We start from the raw sequence: 19,025 nt of genomic DNA, 5'->3' as shown, positions 1-19,025 counted from the left end.
GGTGGCGGCTTCGCCTTACCCGACCTACAAAAAAATCAGGTCCCGTAGGCCGGGTAAGCGTAAGCGCCACCCGGCTTTTTTACATCTTCACCCTTTCATCCATGCCCGGATCCCATCCAGGAACATCTGCGTCGCCATCATCACCAGAATCAGCCCCATCAGGCGCTCAAGGGCGTTCACCCCTTTCTCGCCCAGCAGGCGCAGGAACAGCGACGACTGCAACAGGATAATAAATGTCCCGCCCCAGGCGATCAGCAGGGCAATGACCAGATGGCTCATCTGATTCGGATACTGATGCGAAAGCAGCATCAGCGTTGCCAGAATCGTTGGCCCGGCGACCAGCGGAATCGCCAGCGGCACGATAAACGGTTCTTCACCCGCAGGCAGGCCGCTGCTGCTGCCTTCCGCGCTCGGGAAAATCATCTTTATGGCAATCAGGAACAAAATGATCCCGCCGGAAATGGAGACCGTTTCGGCACGTAAGTTCAGGAAAGCGAGGATTTTTTCACCGGCGAACAGGAAGATAAACATCACCAGCAGGGCGATGAGCAGCTCGCGGATCATGATCGCCCGACGGCGCTTCGGCTCGGTGTGCTTCAGCACCGACATGAAGATCGGCAGATTACCGAGCGGATCCATAATCAGGATCAATAAAACCGCTGCGGAAATGATTTCACTCATCTTAAATTATCCCTGATACTTATTGTGGTCATTGCGATGATTAGCACTTTTTCTGATTGCCGGGCAATCATCGATTAATTTCGCTTGCGACTTTGGCAGCATTTTGTAATGTGAAGCATATCCCAGTTCAATACTGGCTTGCACAATCAGCACACACCCCTTGCAGGAAAAAAATGCTATGAAAAACGTTGGTTTTATCGGCTGGCGCGGTATGGTCGGCTCTGTACTCATGCAACGCATGGTTGAAGAGCGCGATTTCGACGCCATCCGCCCGGTCTTCTTCTCCACTTCCCAGCTCGGCCAGGCTGCACCGTCCTTTGGTGGTACCACAGGCACGTTGCAGGATGCTTACGATCTGGAAGCGCTGAAGGCACTCGACATTATTGTGACCTGCCAGGGCGGCGATTATACCAACGAAATTTATCCGAAGCTGCGTGAAAGCGGCTGGCAGGGCTACTGGATTGACGCGGCCTCTTCGCTGCGTATGAAAGACGATGCCATCATCATTCTCGACCCGGTTAACCAGGATGTCATTACCGACGGCCTGAACAACGGCGTGAAAACGTTTGTTGGCGGTAACTGCACCGTCAGCCTGATGCTGATGTCCCTCGGCGGCCTGTTCGCACAGGATCTGGTGGAGTGGGTCTCCGTAGCGACCTACCAGGCGGCGTCCGGCGGCGGCGCGCGTCATATGCGCGAGCTGCTGACCCAGATGGGCCAGCTGCACCAGAGCGTCGCGACCGAGCTGGCAAACCCGGCGTCCGCGATCCTCGATATCGAGCGTAAAGTCACTCAGCTCACCCGCAGTGGCGAGTTGCCGGTGGATAACTTTGGCGTACCGCTGGCCGGCGGTCTGATCCCGTGGATCGACAAACAGCTGGATAACGGCCAGACCCGCGAAGAGTGGAAGGGCCAGGCTGAGACCAACAAAATCCTCGCCACCGCGAACACCATTCCGGTTGACGGTCTGTGCGTGCGTATCGGCGCGCTGCGCTGCCACAGCCAGGCTTTCACCATTAAACTGAAAAAAGATGTGTCTATTCCGACCGTGGAAGAGCTGCTGGCTGCGCACAACCCGTGGGCGAAAGTGGTGCCAAACGATCGCGATATCACCATGCGCGAACTGACCCCGGCAGCCGTTACCGGCACGCTGACCACCCCGGTTGGCCGCCTGCGCAAGCTGAACATGGGACCGGAGTACCTCTCCGCGTTCACCGTTGGCGACCAGCTTCTGTGGGGTGCCGCCGAGCCGCTGCGCCGCATGCTGCGCCAGCTGGCGTAATAATTTGTTAAACACCGGGGGTGAATGTCACCCCCTTTTTTTGCGTACTACATGGAGTAAAACGCAGATGTCTTATTTTTTATCAGGAGGGCCCACGACGTTGGCTATGCTTTAAGGAAGATTTATTTCTCACCTGAGGGTAGGGCGGAGCAGAGAGGATTAACTGCACCGTTTAGGTCACATTAAAAGTCGTCCCGGAGCGCGTAAAAAGGGCGACATAAAAAAACAGGATGAATACCATGTCCGATCGTATTTCGAGAGACGTGATTAATGCGCTTATTGCGGGTCACTTTGCCGACCCCTTTTCTGTGCTAGGGATGCACCGTACAGAGGCCGGACTGGAAGTTCGGGCGCTGTTACCGGATGCAACAGAAGTGTGGGTTATCGAACCCAAAACCGGCCGCAAGGTGGGTAATCTGGAATGCCTCGACTCGCGTGGCTTCTTCTCGGGCGTCATGCCCCGCCGTAAAAATCCTTTTCGTTATCAGCTTGCCGTTATCTGGCACGGTCAGCAAAACCTGATTGATGATCCCTATAGCTTCGGCCCGCTCTTAAAAGAGATGGACGCCTGGCTGCTGTCCGAAGGGACCCATTTACGCCCCTACGAAACGCTGGGTGCCCATGCGGATACCATGGACGGTATCACCGGCACGCGCTTTGCCGTATGGGCGCCAAACGCCCAGCGCGTCTCCGTCGTCGGGCAGTTCAACTACTGGGACGGTCGTCGTCACCCCATGCGCCTGCGCCGGGAAACCGGCATCTGGGAGCTGTTTATCCCCGGCGCGCACAACGGTCAGCTCTACAAATTCGAGATGATCGATGCCAACGGCAAGCTGCGTATTAAATCCGACCCGTACGCCTTTGAGGCCGAACTGCGCCCGAATACCGCCTCGCTGATTTGCGGTCTGCCGGAGAAGGTTGTCCAGAGCGAGGAGCGCAAGCAGGCCAACCGCTTTGATGCGCCGATCTCCGTCTATGAAGTGCATCTCGGCTCCTGGCGTCGCCACACCGATAACAACTTCTGGCTGAGCTATCGCGAGCTGGCGGACCAGCTGGTGCCGTACGCCAAATGGATGGGCTTTACCCATCTGGAGCTGCTGCCAATCAACGAACACCCGTTCGACGGTAGCTGGGGCTATCAGCCGACCGGGCTATATGCGCCTACGCGCCGCTTCGGCACGCGCGATGACTTCCGCTATTTCATTGATGCCGCGCACGCCGCCGGACTGAACGTGATCCTCGACTGGGTGCCGGGCCACTTCCCGTCGGATGATTTTGCGCTGGCAGAGTTTGACGGTACGAAGCTGTACGAGCACAGCGATCCGCGCGAAGGCTATCACCAGGACTGGAACACGCTGATCTACAACTACGGTCGCCGTGAAGTGTCAAACTACCTGGTCGGGAACGCGCTGTACTGGATCGAACGTTTCGGCATTGATGCCCTGCGCGTCGATGCAGTGGCGTCGATGATCTACCGCGACTACAGCCGCAAAGAGGGTGAGTGGATCCCAAACGAGTATGGCGGGCGTGAAAACCTCGAAGCGATTGAGTTTCTGCGCAACACCAACCGCATTATCGGCGAGCAGGTGGAAGGCGCCGTGACCATGGCGGAAGAGTCAACCGACTTCCCGGGCGTTTCCCGTCCACCGGCAATGGGCGGCCTGGGCTTCTGGTACAAGTGGAACCTCGGCTGGATGCACGACACGCTCGACTACATGAAGCTTGACCCGGTTTATCGTCAGTATCACCACGATAAGCTCACCTTCGGGCTACTCTACAACTACACCGAAAACTTCATGCTGCCGCTGTCGCACGATGAAGTGGTACACGGCAAGAAATCCGTTCTCGACCGCATGCCGGGGGACGCGTGGCAGAAGTTTGCCAACCTGCGCGCCTATTACGGCTGGATGTTCGCCTTCCCGGGCAAAAAGCTGCTGTTTATGGGCAACGAATTTGCGCAAGGGCGCGAATGGAACCACGACACCAGCCTTGACTGGCATCTGCTGGAAGGCGTGGACAACTGGCACCACGGCGTGCAGCGTCTGGTTCGCGACCTGAACCTGACCTATCGCCACCACAAAGCGCTGCACGAGCTGGACTTCGATCCGTACGGCTTTGAGTGGCTGGTGGTGGACGACCACGAGCGCTCGGTGTTTGTCTTTGTACGACGTGATAAAGCCGGTAACGAGATCATTGTTGCCAGCAACTTCACGCCGATACCGCGCGAACACTACCGCTTCGGCATAAACCAGCCGGGCAAATGGCGCGAAATCCTTAACACCGACTCCATGCACTACCACGGCAGCAACGCCGGTAACGGTGGCCTGGTACAGAGCGACGCCATCGAAAGCCACGGTCGTCCGAACTCCCTTGGCCTGACGCTGCCGCCGCTGAGCACAATCTGGCTGGTGCGGGAGGGAGAATGACGCAGCTCTCGGCAGGTAAACCCGAACCGCTCGGGGCGAGTTTTGACGGAAAGGGGGTGAACTTTACGCTCTTTTCTGCCCATGCTGAGCGGGTGGAACTCTGTGTGTTTGACGGGGAAGGTAACGAACACCGTTACGATTTACCGGCGCGCACGGGGGATACCTGGCATGGCTACCTGCCCGGAGGACGGCCGGGGATGCACTACGGTTTTCGCGTACACGGCCCCTGGGAGCCCTCTCAGGGGCACTGGTTTAACCCGGCGAAGCTGCTGATTGACCCATGTGCGCACCGCGTGGACGGCGAGTTTAAAGACGACCCGCTGTTCCACGTTGGCTACGGCGAACCAGACCACCGCGACAGCGCACCCGTCGCGCCCAAAAGCGTGGTGGTACACGATCTCTACGACTGGGAAGACGATGCCCCGCCGCGCACGCCGTGGGGCAACACCGTTATTTATGAAGCCCACGTCAAAGGGCTGACGTATCTGCATCCGTCAATCCCCAAAGAGATGCGCGGCACCTACAAAGCGCTTGGGCATCCGACGATGGTCGCGTACCTGAAGCACTTAGGGATCACCGCCCTGGAGCTGTTGCCCGTGGCGCATTTTGCCAGCGAGCCGCGGCTGCAGCGTCTTGGGTTAAGCAACTACTGGGGCTACAACCCGCTGGCGATGTTCGCCCTCGACCCGCGCTACGCGGTGCATCCGGAGAAGGCGCGGGATGAGTTTCGCGATGCGGTGAAGGCGCTTCACGCGGCGGGTATCGAGGTCATTCTGGACGTGGTGTTGAACCACAGTGCAGAAAGCGATCTTGATGGCCCGACGCTCTCACAGCGCGGAATCGATAACCGTAGCTATTATTGGATCAGGGACGACGGCGATTACGAGAACTGGACCGGGTGCGGTCACACCCTCAACCTCAGTCATCCGGCCGTTACGCATTACGCGTACGCGTGCCTGAAATACTGGGTTGAGACGTTCCACGTGGACGGTTTTCGTTTCGACCTGGCGCCGGTAATGGGGCGCACCCCGGCGTTCAGCCAGCAGGCGCCGCTGTTTGAGGCCATCAAAAACTGTCCGGTGCTTTCAAAGGTGAAGCTGATTGCGGAGCCCTGGGACATCGGCGAGGGCGGCTATCAGGTGGGGAACTTCCCGCCGCTGTTTGCCGAGTGGAACGACCACTTCCGCGATGCCGTCCGCCGCTTCTGGCTGACGCGCGATCTGTCGCTGGGGGAGTTTGCCGGTCGCTTTGCCGGCTCCAGCGATCTCTTTAAGCGTGACGGCAAACGTCCGTCGGCCACCATTAATCTGGTGACGGCGCACGACGGTTTTACGCTGCGCGACTGCGTTTGTTTCAATCAGAAACACAATGAGGCAAACGGCGAAGAGAATCGCGATGGGACTAACAACAACCATAGCTTTAACCATGGTATAGAAGGGTTAGGCGGAAGTCTGGATGTGATCGAGCGGCGACGCGCCAGCGTTCATGCGCTGCTGACGACGCTTTTGTTGTCGCAGGGCACGCCGATGCTGCTGGCGGGCGATGAGCACGGTCACAGCCAGCACGGCAACAACAACGCCTATTGCCAGGACAACACCTTGACCTGGCTCAACCGGGAAGAAGCGAACAGCGGGTTGACCCATTTCACCGCGGCGCTGATCCATCTTCGCCAGCACATCCCCGCGCTCACCGCCGACGGCTGGTGGGAAGAGGGCGACGGCAACGTTCGCTGGCTGAATAAAGACGCGCAACCGTTAAGCGCGCAAGAGTGGCAACACGGCATACCCTGTCTGCAAATCCTGCTTTCGGATGCGTGGCTGGTGACGCTGAACGCGACGGATGACGTCGCAGAGATTGTTTTACCTGACGGGGAATGGCGAGCCATTCCTCCCTTTGCCGGAGCGGATAATCCGGTTGTTATGGCTGTCTGGCACGGGCCTGCGCACGGAGTGTGCGTATTCCAAAGATGATAAAAAAGGAGTTAGTCATGGTTAGATTAGAGAAGAACGATCCGTTAATGTTGGCGCGCCAGCTACCATTAAAAACAGTTGCCCTGATCCTCGCGGGCGGGCGTGGTACCCGTCTGAAAGATTTGACCATCAAGCGCGCCAAACCGGCCGTTCACTTTGGTGGTAAGTTCCGTATTATCGATTTTGCACTCTCCAACTGCCTGAACTCAGGCATTCGCCGTATTGGCGTCATTACCCAGTATCAGTCGCACACGCTGGTGCAGCACATTCAGCGCGGCTGGTCATTCTTCAGCGAAGAGATGAACGAGTTTGTCGATCTGCTCCCGGCGCAGCAGCGCGTTCACGGGGAGAACTGGTACCGCGGCACGGCGGATGCCGTGACCCAGAACCTCGACATCATTCGCCGCTACAACGCGGAATACATCGTTATCCTCGCCGGGGACCATATCTACAAGCAAGATTACTCCCACATGCTGATCGACCACGTCGAAAAAGGTGCGCGCTGCACCGTGGCGTGTCTGCCGGTGCCTGTTGCAGAAGCAACCGCGTTTGGCGTGATGCATGTAGATGGCGATGACAAGATTATCGACTTTGTCGAAAAACCGGCGAATCCGCCAACCATGCCGGGAGACGACACCAAATCGCTCGCCAGCATGGGGATCTATGTCTTTGATGCCGATTATCTTTATGAGCTGCTGGAAGAAGACGACAAAGACGAAAACTCCAGCCACGACTTCGGTAAAGACATCATCCCGAAAATTACCAAAGCTGGCATGGCGTATGCACATCCTTTCCCATTGTCCTGCGTGCAGTCCGATCCAAATGCGGAACCTTACTGGCGCGACGTCGGCACGCTGGAAGCCTACTGGAAAGCCAACCTCGATTTGGCATCTGTGACGCCTGAACTGGATATGTACGACCAGAACTGGCCGATTCGCACCCATATGGAATCGCTGCCGCCGGCGAAGTTCGTCCAGGATCGCTCCGGCAGCCACGGTATGACGCTGAACTCGCTGGTCTCTGGCGGGTGCATTATCTCCGGTTCGGTGGTGGTGCAGTCCGTGCTGTTCCCGCGCGTGCGTATAAACTCATTCTGTAATATCGATTCGGCAGTCCTGCTGCCGGATGTCTGGGTAGGGCGCTCATGTCGTCTGCGTCGCTGCGTTATCGACCGTGCCTGCGTCATTCCCGAAGGGATGGTGATTGGGGAAAACGCGGAAGAAGATGCACGTCGTTTCTACCGATCGGAAGAGGGGATCGTGTTAGTAACACGGGAAATGTTGCGGAAGCTGCAAATCAAACAGGAGCGATGATGCAGGTTTTACACGTATGTTCTGAGATGTTCCCGTTGTTAAAAACGGGCGGACTGGCGGATGTTCTTGGTGCATTACCGGCGGCGCAAATTGCCGGAGGGGTGGATACCCGCGTGTTGTTACCCGCTTTTCCGGATATCCGGCGTGGTATTCCCGATGCGAAGGTTGTTACCCGCCGCGAGACCTTCGCGGGACGTATCACCCTGCTGTTTGGACATTACAATGGCGTAGGGATTTACCTGATTGATGCGCCGCATTTATACGACCGACCCGGCAGCCCGTATCACGATACCAACCTGTACGCCTATACCGATAACGTGCTGCGCTTTGCCCTGCTCGGCTGGGTGGGGGCGGAGATGGCCGTCGGGCTGGATCCGTTCTGGCGTCCGAACGTGGTGCACGCGCACGACTGGCATGCGGGGCTGGCTCCTGCGTATCTGGCGGCGAAAGGACACCCGGCGAAATCGGTGTTTACGGTGCACAACCTGGCGTATCAGGGCATGTATTACGCGCATCATATGAATGACATCGATCTGCCATGGTCGTTCTTTAACATGCACGGACTGGAGTTTAACGGACAGATTTCGTTCCTGAAGGCCGGTCTGTACTACGCCGACCACATCACGGCGGTCAGCCCAACCTACGCGCGGGAAATTACCCAGCCGGAGTTCGGTTACGGTATGGAAGGGCTGCTGCAACAGCGCCACCGTGAAGGTCGTCTGTCGGGCATTCTGAACGGCGTGGATGAACAGATCTGGAATCCGGAAACGGACCTCCTGCTGGCAGCGCGCTATGGTCGCGACTCCGTGGAGGACAAAGCGGAGAACAAGCGTCAGCTACAGATTGCGATGGGGCTGAAGGTCAACGACAAGGTACCGCTGTTTGCGGTGGTCAGCCGCCTGACCAGCCAGAAAGGGCTGGATCTGGTGCTGGAAGCGCTGCCGGGATTACTGGAGCAGGGTGGGCAGCTTGCGCTGCTCGGCGCGGGCGACCCGGTATTGCAGGAAGGTTTCCTCGCGGCCGCGGCGGAACATCCGGGGCAGGTGGGCGTGCAGATTGGCTATCACGAAGCGTTCTCGCACCGCATCATGGGCGGCGCAGACGTGATTCTGGTGCCGAGCCGTTTCGAGCCCTGCGGCCTGACGCAGCTCTATGGTCTGAAATACGGCACGCTGCCGCTGGTACGCCGCACGGGCGGGCTGGCGGATACGGTGTCTGACAGCTCCCTGGAAAACCTGGCGGATGGTATCGCCAGCGGGTTTGTTTTCGAGGACAGTAATGCCTGGTCGCTACTTCGGGCGATCCGGCGTGCTTTCGTCTTGTGGTCCCGTCCATCCCTGTGGCGTTACGTACAACGTCAGGCGATGTCCATGGACTTTGGCTGGCACGTTGCGGCGCAGTCCTACCGCGACCTTTATCAACGCTTGATGTAACGAGGCGAAGTTACTGATATGAATGCTCCATTTAGCTACTCTTCCCCCACGCTCAGCGTTGAGGCGTTGAAACACTCCATCGCCTATAAGCTGATGTTTACCATTGGGAAAGATCCCGTTATTGCCAACAAACATGAGTGGCTGAACGCCACGCTGTTTGCGGTGCGTGACCGTATGGTCGAACGCTGGCTGCGCTCCAACCGCGCACAGCTCTCGCAGGAGACGCGACAGGTGTATTACCTGTCGATGGAGTTTTTGATTGGTCGCACCCTCTCCAATGCGCTGTTATCGCTCGGGATTTATGACGACGTCAAAAACGCACTGGAAGAGATGGGGCTGGACTTAGAAGAGCTGATTGACGAAGAGAACGACCCGGGGCTGGGTAACGGTGGTCTCGGGCGTCTTGCCGCCTGCTTCCTCGATTCACTGGCGACGCTGGCGCTGCCGGGACGCGGGTACGGTATTCGCTACGACTACGGCATGTTCAAGCAGAACATCGTTGATGGGCGTCAGAAAGAGTCGCCGGACTACTGGCTGGAGTACGGTAACCCGTGGGAGTTCAAGCGCCACAACACGCGCTACAAGGTGCGTTTTGGCGGGCGTATTCAGCAGGAAGGGAAAAAATCCCGCTGGGTGGAAACCGAAGAGATCCTCGCCGTGGCCTATGACCAGATTATACCCGGCTACGACACCGATGCGACCAACACGCTGCGTCTGTGGAACGCGCAGGCCAGTAGCGAAATCAACCTCGGTAAATTCAATCAGGGCGACTACTTCGCGGCGGTGGAAGATAAAAACCACTCTGAGAACGTGTCCCGCGTCCTGTATCCGGATGACTCGACCTACTCGGGCCGCGAGCTGCGTCTGCGTCAGGAGTATTTCCTCGTCTCGGCAACGATTCAGGATATCCTTAGCCGTCACTATCAGCTGCACAAAACCTATGCGAATCTGGCGGAAAAAACCGCGATTCACCTCAACGATACCCATCCGGTGCTGTCGATCCCTGAGCTGATGCGCCTGCTGATTGACGAGCATAAGTTCAGCTGGGATGACGCGTTTGAAGTGACCTGCCAGGTGTTCTCGTACACCAACCATACGCTGATGAGTGAAGCGCTGGAGACGTGGCCGGTGGATATGCTCGGCAAAATTCTGCCGCGCCACCTGCAAATCATCTTCGAGATCAACGACTACTTCCTCAAGACCTTGCAGGAGCAGTACCCGAACGATACCGGCCTGCTGAGCCGCGCCTCGATCATTGATGAATCCAATGGTCGCCGCGTACGCATGGCCTGGCTGGCGGTGGTGATCAGCCATAAGGTCAACGGGGTTTCAGAGCTGCATTCGAACCTGATGGTGCAGTCGCTGTTTGCAGACTTTGCGAAGATCTTCCCGACGCGTTTCTGCAACGTGACCAACGGCGTCACCCCGCGCCGCTGGCTGGCGCTGGCGAACCAGCCGCTGTCTGACGTGCTGGACGAAAATATCGGCCGCACCTGGCGCACCGATTTGAGCCAGCTGAGCGAGCTTGAACAACACATTGATTTTCCGACGGTGAACAAAGCCGTGCGGGAAGCCAAGCTGCTGAACAAGAAACGGCTGTCAGTCTGGCTGGCGATGCATCTCAACGTGGTGGCGAACCCGAAAGCGCTGTTCGACGTGCAGATCAAACGTATCCACGAGTACAAGCGTCAGCTGATGAACGTCCTGCACGTCATCACTCACTACAACCGCATTAAGGCTGACCCGACGGCGGAGTGGGTGCCGCGCGTGAAAATCTTTGCCGGTAAGGCGGCCTCCGCGTACTACATGGCGAAGCACATCATTCATCTTATCAACGATGTGGCGAAGGTCGTGAACCAGGATCCGGACATTGGCGACAAGCTGAAAGTGGTGTTTATCCCGAACTACAGCGTAAGCCTGGCGCAGCTGATTATTCCGGCGGCGGATCTCTCAGAGCAGATTTCCACGGCGGGGACGGAAGCATCCGGCACCAGCAACATGAAGTTTGCCCTGAACGGCGCGCTGACCATCGGCACGCTGGACGGCGCAAATGTCGAAATGCTGGAGCATGTGGGCGCGGAGAATATCTTTATCTTCGGGAATACGGCGGAAGAGGTAGAGGCGCTTCGCAAGCAGGGCTACTCGCCGCGTGAGTATTATGAAGAGGATGAAGAGTTACGCCAGGTGCTGACGCAAATCGCCACCGGGGTGTTTAACCCTGAGGAGCCTGGGCGCTATCGTGACCTGGTGGACTCGCTGATTAACTTTGGCGATCACTATCAGGTGCTGGCGGATTACCGCAGCTACGTGGATTGTCAGGATAAGGTGGACGAACTGTACCGTCAGCAGGAGAAGTGGACCAGCGCCGCGATGCATAACATCGCCAACATGGGATACTTCTCGTCAGACAGGACCATCAAAGAGTATGCCGAGAATATCTGGCATATTGATCCGGTGAGGTTGTAAAACAAAGCCGGGTGGCGGCTCCGCCTTACCCGGCCTACTCGATCCTGTAGGCCCGGTAAGCGCAGCGCCACCGGGCATTTTTTGTCACCCTCAGGACGCCAGTGACAATTCACGCTTTCCCGCATGTTGTTGCAACCACTGCGCCACGCGAGACTGCTGCTCGGCATTCAGCCACATCCCTTCTTTAGTACGACGCCAGATGGCATCGTCCAGACGGCGCACCCATTCGTGTTCCACCAGGTAGCGCAGTTCCGCTTCGTACAGCTCATGGCCAAAATGCTCGCCCAGATCGGCAATCTCTTTTGCGTCGCCGAGGAACAGTTCGGTATTGCTGCCGTAGGTGCGGGCGTAGTGGCGCGCCATTCCTTCGGTAATGAACGGGAAGCGGCGACGCAGCTTCGCGGCGTAATCGTCGCGGTTATTGCCGATATCGCCGCCAGGCAGCACGGCGCCTTTCGTCCACGCCGGGCCGATGCCTTTGTAATACGGCGCCAGTTTCTCCAGCGCGTGCTCCGCCAGTTTACGGTAGGTGGTGAGCTTACCGCCAAACACCGACAGCAGCGGCGCCTGACCGTCCACGTCATGAATATCAAGCGTATAGTCACGGGTGATGGCCTGCGGTGAGTCAGACTCGTCATCACACAGCGGACGCACGCCGGAGTAGGTCCAGACCACGTCATCGCGCGCCAGCTGTTTCTTAAAGTGTGCGTTGTACACTTTCAGCAGGTAGCTGACTTCGGTCTCTTCAATCTCAACGTTTTTCGGATCGCCCTTGTACTCCACGTCAGTGGTGCCGATGATGGAGAACTCGTCCATCCACGGGATCACAAACACGATGCGCTTGTCTTCGTTTTGCAGGATATAAGCCTGCTTCTGGGTATGCACGCGCGGCACCACAATGTGGCTGCCCTTGATCAGGCGGATGCCGTACGGAGAAGGCAGGTGCATACCGTCATCGAAGAACTGTTTCACCCACGGGCCGGTGGCGTTCACCAGGCCGCGCGCTTTCCAGCTAAACTTCTCGCCGGTATCCACGTCTTCCGCTTCCACGATCCACAGGCCGTTTTCGCGGCGCGCGGCGATCGCGCGGGTACGGGTTTTCACCTCGCCGCCTTTCTTCTCGACCATCTGCGCGTTAGCCAGCACCAGACGCGCATCGTCCACCCAGCAGTCGGAATATTCGAAACCGCGCACGATTTCAGGCTTAAGGACCGATTCTGAGCCAAAACGCAAACCGGTCGAACCCGGCAGGCTGGTGCGTTTACCCAGATGATCGTACATGAACAGGCCGATGCGGATCATCCACGCCGGACGCAGGTGCGGGCGGTGGGGCAGGCGGAAGCGCATCGGGATCGCCAGATGCGGAGCCATTTTCAGCAGCACTTCGCGTTCGGCCAGCGCTTCGCTGACCAGGCGGAATTCGTAGTGTTCCAGGTAGCGCAGGCCTCCGTGGATCAGCTTGGAGCTGGCGGACGACGTCGCGCAGGCGAGATCGTTAGCTTCCAGCATCAGCACGGATAAACCGCGTCCTGCGGCATCAACCGCAATACCGGCACCGTTGATGCCCCCGCCTATCACAATCAGATCTTTGGTTTCCATAACACCCTCATGCACTTTCGTTAAAGCTCAAAAATGTTCGATATCGCTCATAATAGCAAAGGAACGCGCTTTTGGTAACATCAAAAAAACAATTTAGAGTGATATGGATAACATAATGGCGTTTACCCGCCGCCAGGACGTACACTACGGGGTAAAATCGTGCGACTAACTTTTCTCCCTCTCCCTGTGGGAGAGGGCTGGGGTGAGGGCACCAGAGCGCACCCAACCAGAACAACAGAAAGAGAACACCATGGATCAGTTTGAATGTATTAACGTAGAAGAAGCCCATCAGAAAATGCACCAGAAAACCGCGGTGCTGGTGGATATCCGCGATCCGCAGAGCTTTGCGATGGGCCACACGCCGGGCGCGTTCCATCTCACCAACGACACGCTGGGCGCGTTTATGCGCGATAACGACTTCGACACGCCGGTGATGGTGATGTGCTATCACGGCAACAGCAGTAAAGGCGCGGCGCAGTATCTGCTCCAGCAGGGTTACGACGCGGTATACAGCGTCGATGGCGGCTTCGATGCATGGCATCGTCATTTCCCGGCAGAAGTTGAATACGCGTTTGAGCGCTGATCCCGCTATACTGTCCCCTTTTGTGTGGAAATAAGCGACCGCTGCCCATGTTGATGATCACCTCTTTTAGCAACCCGCGCGTCGCCCAGGCGTTTGTCGACTATATGGCGACGCAGGGCATTATCCTGACTATTCAGCAGCATACACAGACGGATGTCTGGCTGGCAGACGAAAGCCAGGCTGGGCGCGTGAACGCCGAGCTGGCGCGTTTCCTGGAAAACCCGGGCGACCCGCGTTATCTGGCAGCAAGCTGGCAATCCGGCCAGACCGACAGTGGCCTGCACTATCAACGTTTTCCGTTTCTCGCCACCCTCCGCGAGCGCGCAGGACCGTTTACGCTGCTTTTGATGGCAGCCTGCATCATCGTCTTCATTATTATGAGCGTGGTGGGCGACCAGAGCGTGATGATTGCCCTCGCCTGGCCGTACGATCCCTCCCTGCAATTTGACGTCTGGCGCTACTTCACGCATGCGCTGATGCACTTCTCGGTGATGCATATCCTCTTTAACCTGCTGTGGTGGTGGTATCTCGGCGGAGCAGTGGAGAAGCGGCTCGGCAGCGGCAAGCTGATTGTGATCACCCTTATCAGCGCCCTGTTAAGCGGCTATGTGCAGCATAAATTCAGCGGTCCGTGGTTTGGCGGGTTATCCGGCGTGGTGTACGCCCTGATGGGTTACGCCTGGCTCAGAGGCGAGCGCGACCCGGAAAGCGGCATCTATTTACAACGTGGATTAATAACCTTTGCGTTAATATGGCTTATTGCCGGATGGTTTGATCTGTTTGGTATGTCTATCGCCAATGGTGCGCACGTTACCGGCCTGGCGGTCGGGCTGGCGATGGCGCTGGCCGATACGCTCCATGCGCGAAAACGAACATAATTCCCAGGGATATTTCATGAAACAAACACAACGTCATGACGCCATTATCGAACTGGTAAAAAAACAGGGATACGTCAGTACTGAAGAGCTGGTGGAGCAGTTTGCCGTCAGCCCGCAAACCATCCGTCGTGACCTCAACGACCTGGCCGATCAGAACCGTATTCTGCGCCATCACGGCGGCGCGGCGCTGCCGTCCAGCTCGGTGAACACCTCATGGCATGACCGTAAGGCGACGCAAACGGCAGAGAAAGAGCGCATCGCCCGTAAAGTGGCGAGCCAGATCCCGAACGGCGCGACGCTGTTTATTGATATCGGCACCACGCCGGAAGCGGTCGCCCATGCGCTGCTGAATCACGAGAACCTCCGCGTGGTGACCAACAACCTGAACGTGGCCAACACGTTGATGCAGAAAGACGATTTTCGCATCATCCTCGCGGGCGGCGAACTGCGCAGCCGCGACGGGGGCATTATCGGCGAAGCGACGCTCGATTTTATCTCTCAGTTCCGCCTCGACTTCGGCATTCTGGGGATCAGCGGCATCGACACCGACGGCTCGCTGCTGGAGTTTGATTACCACGAGGTGCGCACCAAGCGCGCGATTATTGAGAACTCGCGCCACGTGATGCTGGTGGTGGATCACTCCAAGTTTGGTCGTAACGCGATGGTGAACATGGGCAGCATTAGCATGGTTAATGCGGTCTACACCGACGAGATGCCGCCGGCGGGCGTGTTGCAGGTGATTAAGGATAACAATTTGCAGCTGGAGTTGTGCTAGCGGTTGTGTCGGGTGGCGCTGCGCTTACCCGACCTACAAATTGTTCTCCCTCTCCCTGTGGGCTGAGGGTTCCCCACAAATTAATGCGAGCACTGAGCAATCCCCTCGCCCCTCCGGGGAGAGGGTTAGGGTGAGGGGAATATACGGCGGTGGTGGTCATTCCGTTCACTTTATGTTCCTTGCTACTCTGTAACGACATGACCGGTGAACGTGCCAGGGTGGCTCAGTCGCCACCACCCTGGCGACCCGGGCTCCCGGCGGTAAATCGCCGCTTCGCGGTGCCCTCGGCTTATTCCTTCCGGCTTATCGGGTACGGGCGGAGGCAACGTCCCTGTAAAGCCGCCCTCTCGGCGCATCCCTGCGCCTCGCCCCGGCCTGCAGGAAACGCCTCAGCGATTTACAGCCGGACCAGAGCATCGCTGACAGCCCTCAGTCATTTAGAAAGCAACTTTATTGCTTCTGCATAAAAAAATTACTGGGGATCCCTCAGCCCTGTGGGAGAGGGCCGGGGTGAGGGCATCAGGCCGCACAAAACTAAACTCCGTACCCCATCATCTTCAACAACTGCTGCGCATGCTGCACCGCGTCCTGACGGTGCGCCACGCCCAGCTTCTGATACAGATTGCGAATGTGCGTTTTGATGGTGGTTGCCGCCACCGCCAGCTCACCGGCTATCTGCTCGTTGCTGTAGCCTGAATAGATCAGCCCCAGCACCTGCCATTCACGCTGTGTGAGCGGGCTGGTGCGGATAAGCTCCGGTACTTCCGGATGGTTCAGCAGACGTTCAACAAAGTTCTCATCGAAGTGCGCAAACTTGTGGCGATGGTGCTGGTTGATCTCGCGCAGAATGCGCTGGGCGCGATGCTGATCGAGTTCCGGCAGCGTGTTGAGCTGAATCAGCTGGCGCAACTGCTGGGCCATCACTTCACCCTCAATCACAAAGTGGCTGATAAACCCGGTGCGGTTCGCCAGCTGCAACGCTTCCAGCAGCACGCGCTGGGCATCGTTTTTACGTCCCGCCTGCCAGTAAAGCTGGTTTAACAGCAGCAGGTTGCGGTTTAAATCGCTCATCAGGCGCAGGCTACGGGCGTTTTCGTTTAACTCTTCCAGCACGATTTCGGCAGGCTCGAAGTCACCCAGCAGGATCTGCACGCGGGCAATATTGCGCCACTGGCTTTGCAGGAAGTGGTTATTGGCAAATTCTGGTTTAGGCGTGTGACGCAGCCAGTTGGCGGCGGACTTTTTATCGCCGGTCATCTGCCAGTAAATCACCCGGACCTTATCGGCGTTGGAGACCCAGTCGCTATGGTACTGTCCGTTGCCAAGCAGGTTTTCCAGGCGGTTAAGGTGGTTGCGGGCATTATCCAGGTCGCCTCGCGCCAGCGAGCACTGCACCAGCAGGGCCAGGCACTGGAGTTGCTGCTGCGGCTGGAAGCTCGAAAGCACATTCAGGCCCTGGCGGGCGCAGCTTTCTGCTTCATCCAGACGCGACCATGCCCAGAGCAGCTGAGCGCGAATACGCAACAGGAACTCGTGCATCGGCAGCTGTTCCAGATGCTGTTCACGGATCAGCTGGAACGCTTTCTCCTGGTTTTCCCAGGCGGCCTGCAGGAACCCCTGAGCAAATAAAATCTCGCTTTGCTGGATCAGGCTCCAGAGGGCGTAATGCCAGACATCGTGGCGGCGGGCCATCTGTTCGGTTTGCTGCATGAGCGAAAGCGAACGCGTGAGGTCGCCCTTACAGTGCAGCACTTCGCCGTGTACCGAGGTGGCCACAATACGGCTGTAGAAATTCGCCAGCGGCAGCTCATCCAGCGCGACCATCGCCAGCCGTTCGGCTTCTTCCGGGTCGCCGTCGTTAATCGCCACCTGCGCACGCAGGGCGTTAAATTCGCCGTGCAGGGTGGCATCCATCTCGCTTTCCATCTCCTGCTCGGCGCGCGCCAGCAGGGTGTTCACTTCGCTGTAGCGATGCTGGCTCTGCATCAGCCAGGCCTGGAGCAGCACCAGACGCGGATTCTCCAGCAGGCTCTCCCACGGCAGCGCTTTTAACGACTCTTCCAGCAGCGTCAGTTCGCTGTGGTTGAACAGTCCCCACGCGTGGTTGAGCAGAATATCGCGCAGCATACCGGCATCTCCGGCGGCCAGCGCATGGTGGATAGCCTCGCTCGGGAAACCTTGCGCCATCCAGCTTTCGGCGGCGGCGCGGTGAATTTCTGGCAGCTCTGCGGCCATCTCCCACTGGCAACGCTGGCGCAGGAAGCTGCCAAACAGCGGATGGTAGCTAAACCATTCGCCGGGATCGTCCATTCGCGTCAGGAACAAACCCTGACGTTCAATCTCTTCGAGCTGAAGCTGCCCGTTTTCAATACCGGTGACGCGCACAATCAGCGCATCGTTCATCGAACGTAGCAGGGAGCTTTTCAGCAGGAAATGGCGGGTAGTGAGGTCTACGCTGTTGAGTACCTCATCCACCAGATAATCCGACAGGTGGCTGGCGTTGATGCCCGCCAGGCGGCGCGCGGACTGGTGCGTTGGGCTATTGTTTTGCCGCGCGGAAAGGGCAATCAGCTGAAGCGCCGTGGCCCAGCCTGCAACGTCATCACACAGGCGGCTGCTTTCCGACGCCTCAATCGGAGAAGTCAGACGGCAGTCAAAGAACTGTTTCGCTTCCTGATGGGTAAAGGCCAGCTGCTGACTGCCAATTTCCAGTAGCTGATCGCGCACCCGCAGGTTGGCAATGCCCAGCTGCGGAAGGTTGCGCGACAGGACGACCAGCGTCAGGTTTTCCGGCTGATGGCGCAGGAAGAACCGCATCGACTCGTGAATAACCGGGTTGGTGATCAGATGATAATCATCAATCACCACATACAGCGGGCGATGCCATTCGGCCAGTTCGATAAACAGCTGGGAGAACAGAGAGGACAGGCTGGCGTACTGGCGCTTTTGCACCATCACCTCGCTGGTGACGCAGTGTCCGTTGGTTGCCTGCTGAATCGCGGCAATTAAATAGCTGGCAAAACGCTCCTGCTGGTTATCACCTTCATCCAGGGAGTACCAGCCAAGATCGCTTTTACCTGCCGCCCATTGCGAAATGAGCGTTGTTTTTCCATAACCCGCAGGACTCGTAACCAGCGCCAGTCGGAAATTATGCGCACCGGAAAGTTTAGCCAGCAGGCGCTCGCGGACCACAGTATGGTCAAGACGAACCGGGCGACTTAATTTGGACGGAATCAACATAGTTTTCACTTCACTGTGGGGAACGAGAGAATTTATTTTTTTTGCGCTTCGTAATTAATATCTATAAGTTCGGCCAATAGAGGAACTATTGCAAGTTATGTCTGGGTTTGGAGGCTCTGAATTTGCACTCTGTCACAAAACATTCTCATCATTGGTGGAACTTTTCATAAATGGCTGGATGCCGCGCTGTTACTGGCTTGTCTGCATGGCGCGCGGTTGCGCTGAAACTGGTTTCAGAAAGAGATAATGACGGTGAAGTTAATTAACTTTGGGGAAAGTTGCTCTGGCTTAATAGTGTTGCTGGAAAGCCGCTGTACGTGAGAAATATTATTCTACGTAAGTAATCATTTCAGCGATGATTAATTTCCTCCGAAACTGC

At 57.4% G+C, this 19,025-nt stretch carries 12 protein-coding genes; 9 read left to right on the top strand and 3 right to left on the bottom strand.

Annotated features, from left to right (window positions below):
* Positions 1-87: 87 nt before the first annotated feature.
* Positions 88-681 (bottom strand): NAAT family transporter YhgN, encoded by a 594-nt coding sequence (gene yhgN, locus ACQG2Q_RS23885; RefSeq protein ID WP_003861574.1) that lies wholly within the window; start codon positions 679-681, stop codon positions 88-90.
* A 178-nt stretch (positions 682-859) separates the two neighbouring features.
* Between yhgN and asd the strand changes: the two genes are divergently transcribed.
* From asd to glgP, 6 genes are all read left to right on the top strand, one after another.
* Entirely contained in the window at positions 860-1,963 is a 1,104-nt protein-coding gene (gene asd, locus ACQG2Q_RS23880) for an aspartate-semialdehyde dehydrogenase (RefSeq protein ID WP_022649649.1), read from the top strand.
* Between the two features lie 239 nt (positions 1,964-2,202).
* On the top strand, positions 2,203-4,389 hold the full coding sequence (gene glgB / locus ACQG2Q_RS23875; protein WP_096216870.1) for a 1,4-alpha-glucan branching enzyme: 2,187 nt from the start codon (positions 2,203-2,205) through the stop codon (positions 4,387-4,389).
* On the top strand, positions 4,386-6,359 hold the full coding sequence (gene glgX / locus ACQG2Q_RS23870; protein ID WP_426759273.1) for a glycogen debranching protein GlgX: 1,974 nt from the start codon (positions 4,386-4,388) through the stop codon (positions 6,357-6,359). The genes glgB and glgX overlap by 4 nt, the downstream gene beginning before the upstream one ends.
* A gap of 17 nt (positions 6,360-6,376) precedes the next feature.
* Positions 6,377-7,672: a glucose-1-phosphate adenylyltransferase gene (gene glgC, locus ACQG2Q_RS23865; protein WP_003861582.1), complete on the top strand. Its 1,296-nt coding sequence runs from the start codon at positions 6,377-6,379 to the stop codon at positions 7,670-7,672.
* Positions 7,672-9,105 carry a glycogen synthase GlgA gene (gene glgA / locus ACQG2Q_RS23860; RefSeq protein WP_022649646.1) on the top strand — a complete coding sequence of 478 codons (1,434 nt, stop codon included), beginning with the start codon at positions 7,672-7,674 and terminating at the stop codon, positions 9,103-9,105. Before glgC ends, glgA begins: the two co-directional genes overlap by 1 nt.
* An 18-nt stretch (positions 9,106-9,123) precedes the next feature.
* Positions 9,124-11,571: a glycogen phosphorylase gene (gene glgP, locus ACQG2Q_RS23855; RefSeq protein ID WP_023307123.1), complete on the top strand. Its 2,448-nt coding sequence runs from the start codon at positions 9,124-9,126 to the stop codon at positions 11,569-11,571.
* Between the two features lie 90 nt (positions 11,572-11,661).
* On the opposite strand, the gene glpD is transcribed toward glgP, so the two are convergent.
* Complete coding sequence (glpD, locus tag ACQG2Q_RS23850) at positions 11,662-13,170, bottom strand: glycerol-3-phosphate dehydrogenase (RefSeq protein ID WP_199004843.1); 1,509 nt, start codon at positions 13,168-13,170, stop codon at positions 11,662-11,664.
* Between the two features lie 250 nt (positions 13,171-13,420).
* Between glpD and glpE the strand changes: the two genes are divergently transcribed.
* The 3 genes from glpE to ACQG2Q_RS23835 are packed head-to-tail and all read left to right on the top strand — an operon-like array spanning position 13,421 to position 15,406.
* A complete protein-coding gene (gene glpE, locus ACQG2Q_RS23845) occupies positions 13,421-13,753 on the top strand; it encodes a thiosulfate sulfurtransferase GlpE (protein WP_022649643.1) in 333 nt (110 codons plus the stop codon).
* Between the two features lie 47 nt (positions 13,754-13,800).
* Positions 13,801-14,631 (top strand): rhomboid family intramembrane serine protease GlpG, encoded by an 831-nt coding sequence (gene glpG / locus ACQG2Q_RS23840; protein WP_022649642.1) that lies wholly within the window; start codon positions 13,801-13,803, stop codon positions 14,629-14,631.
* 16 nt (positions 14,632-14,647) lie between these two features.
* On the top strand, positions 14,648-15,406 hold the full coding sequence (locus ACQG2Q_RS23835; RefSeq protein WP_022649641.1) for a DeoR/GlpR family transcriptional regulator: 759 nt from the start codon (positions 14,648-14,650) through the stop codon (positions 15,404-15,406).
* 534 nt (positions 15,407-15,940) lie between these two features.
* On the opposite strand, the gene malT is transcribed toward ACQG2Q_RS23835, so the two are convergent.
* Positions 15,941-18,646: an HTH-type transcriptional regulator MalT gene (malT, locus tag ACQG2Q_RS23830; protein WP_022649640.1), complete on the bottom strand. Its 2,706-nt coding sequence runs from the start codon at positions 18,644-18,646 to the stop codon at positions 15,941-15,943.
* Positions 18,647-19,025: the final 379 nt, after the last annotated feature.

The organism is Enterobacter cloacae complex sp. 370H10 (assembly GCF_050031535.1).
Taxonomy (GTDB): domain Bacteria; phylum Pseudomonadota; class Gammaproteobacteria; order Enterobacterales; family Enterobacteriaceae; genus Enterobacter; species Enterobacter intestinihominis.
The sequence above is the reverse complement of the archived record's forward strand: the minus strand, read 5'-3'. Positions and strand labels throughout refer to the sequence as shown.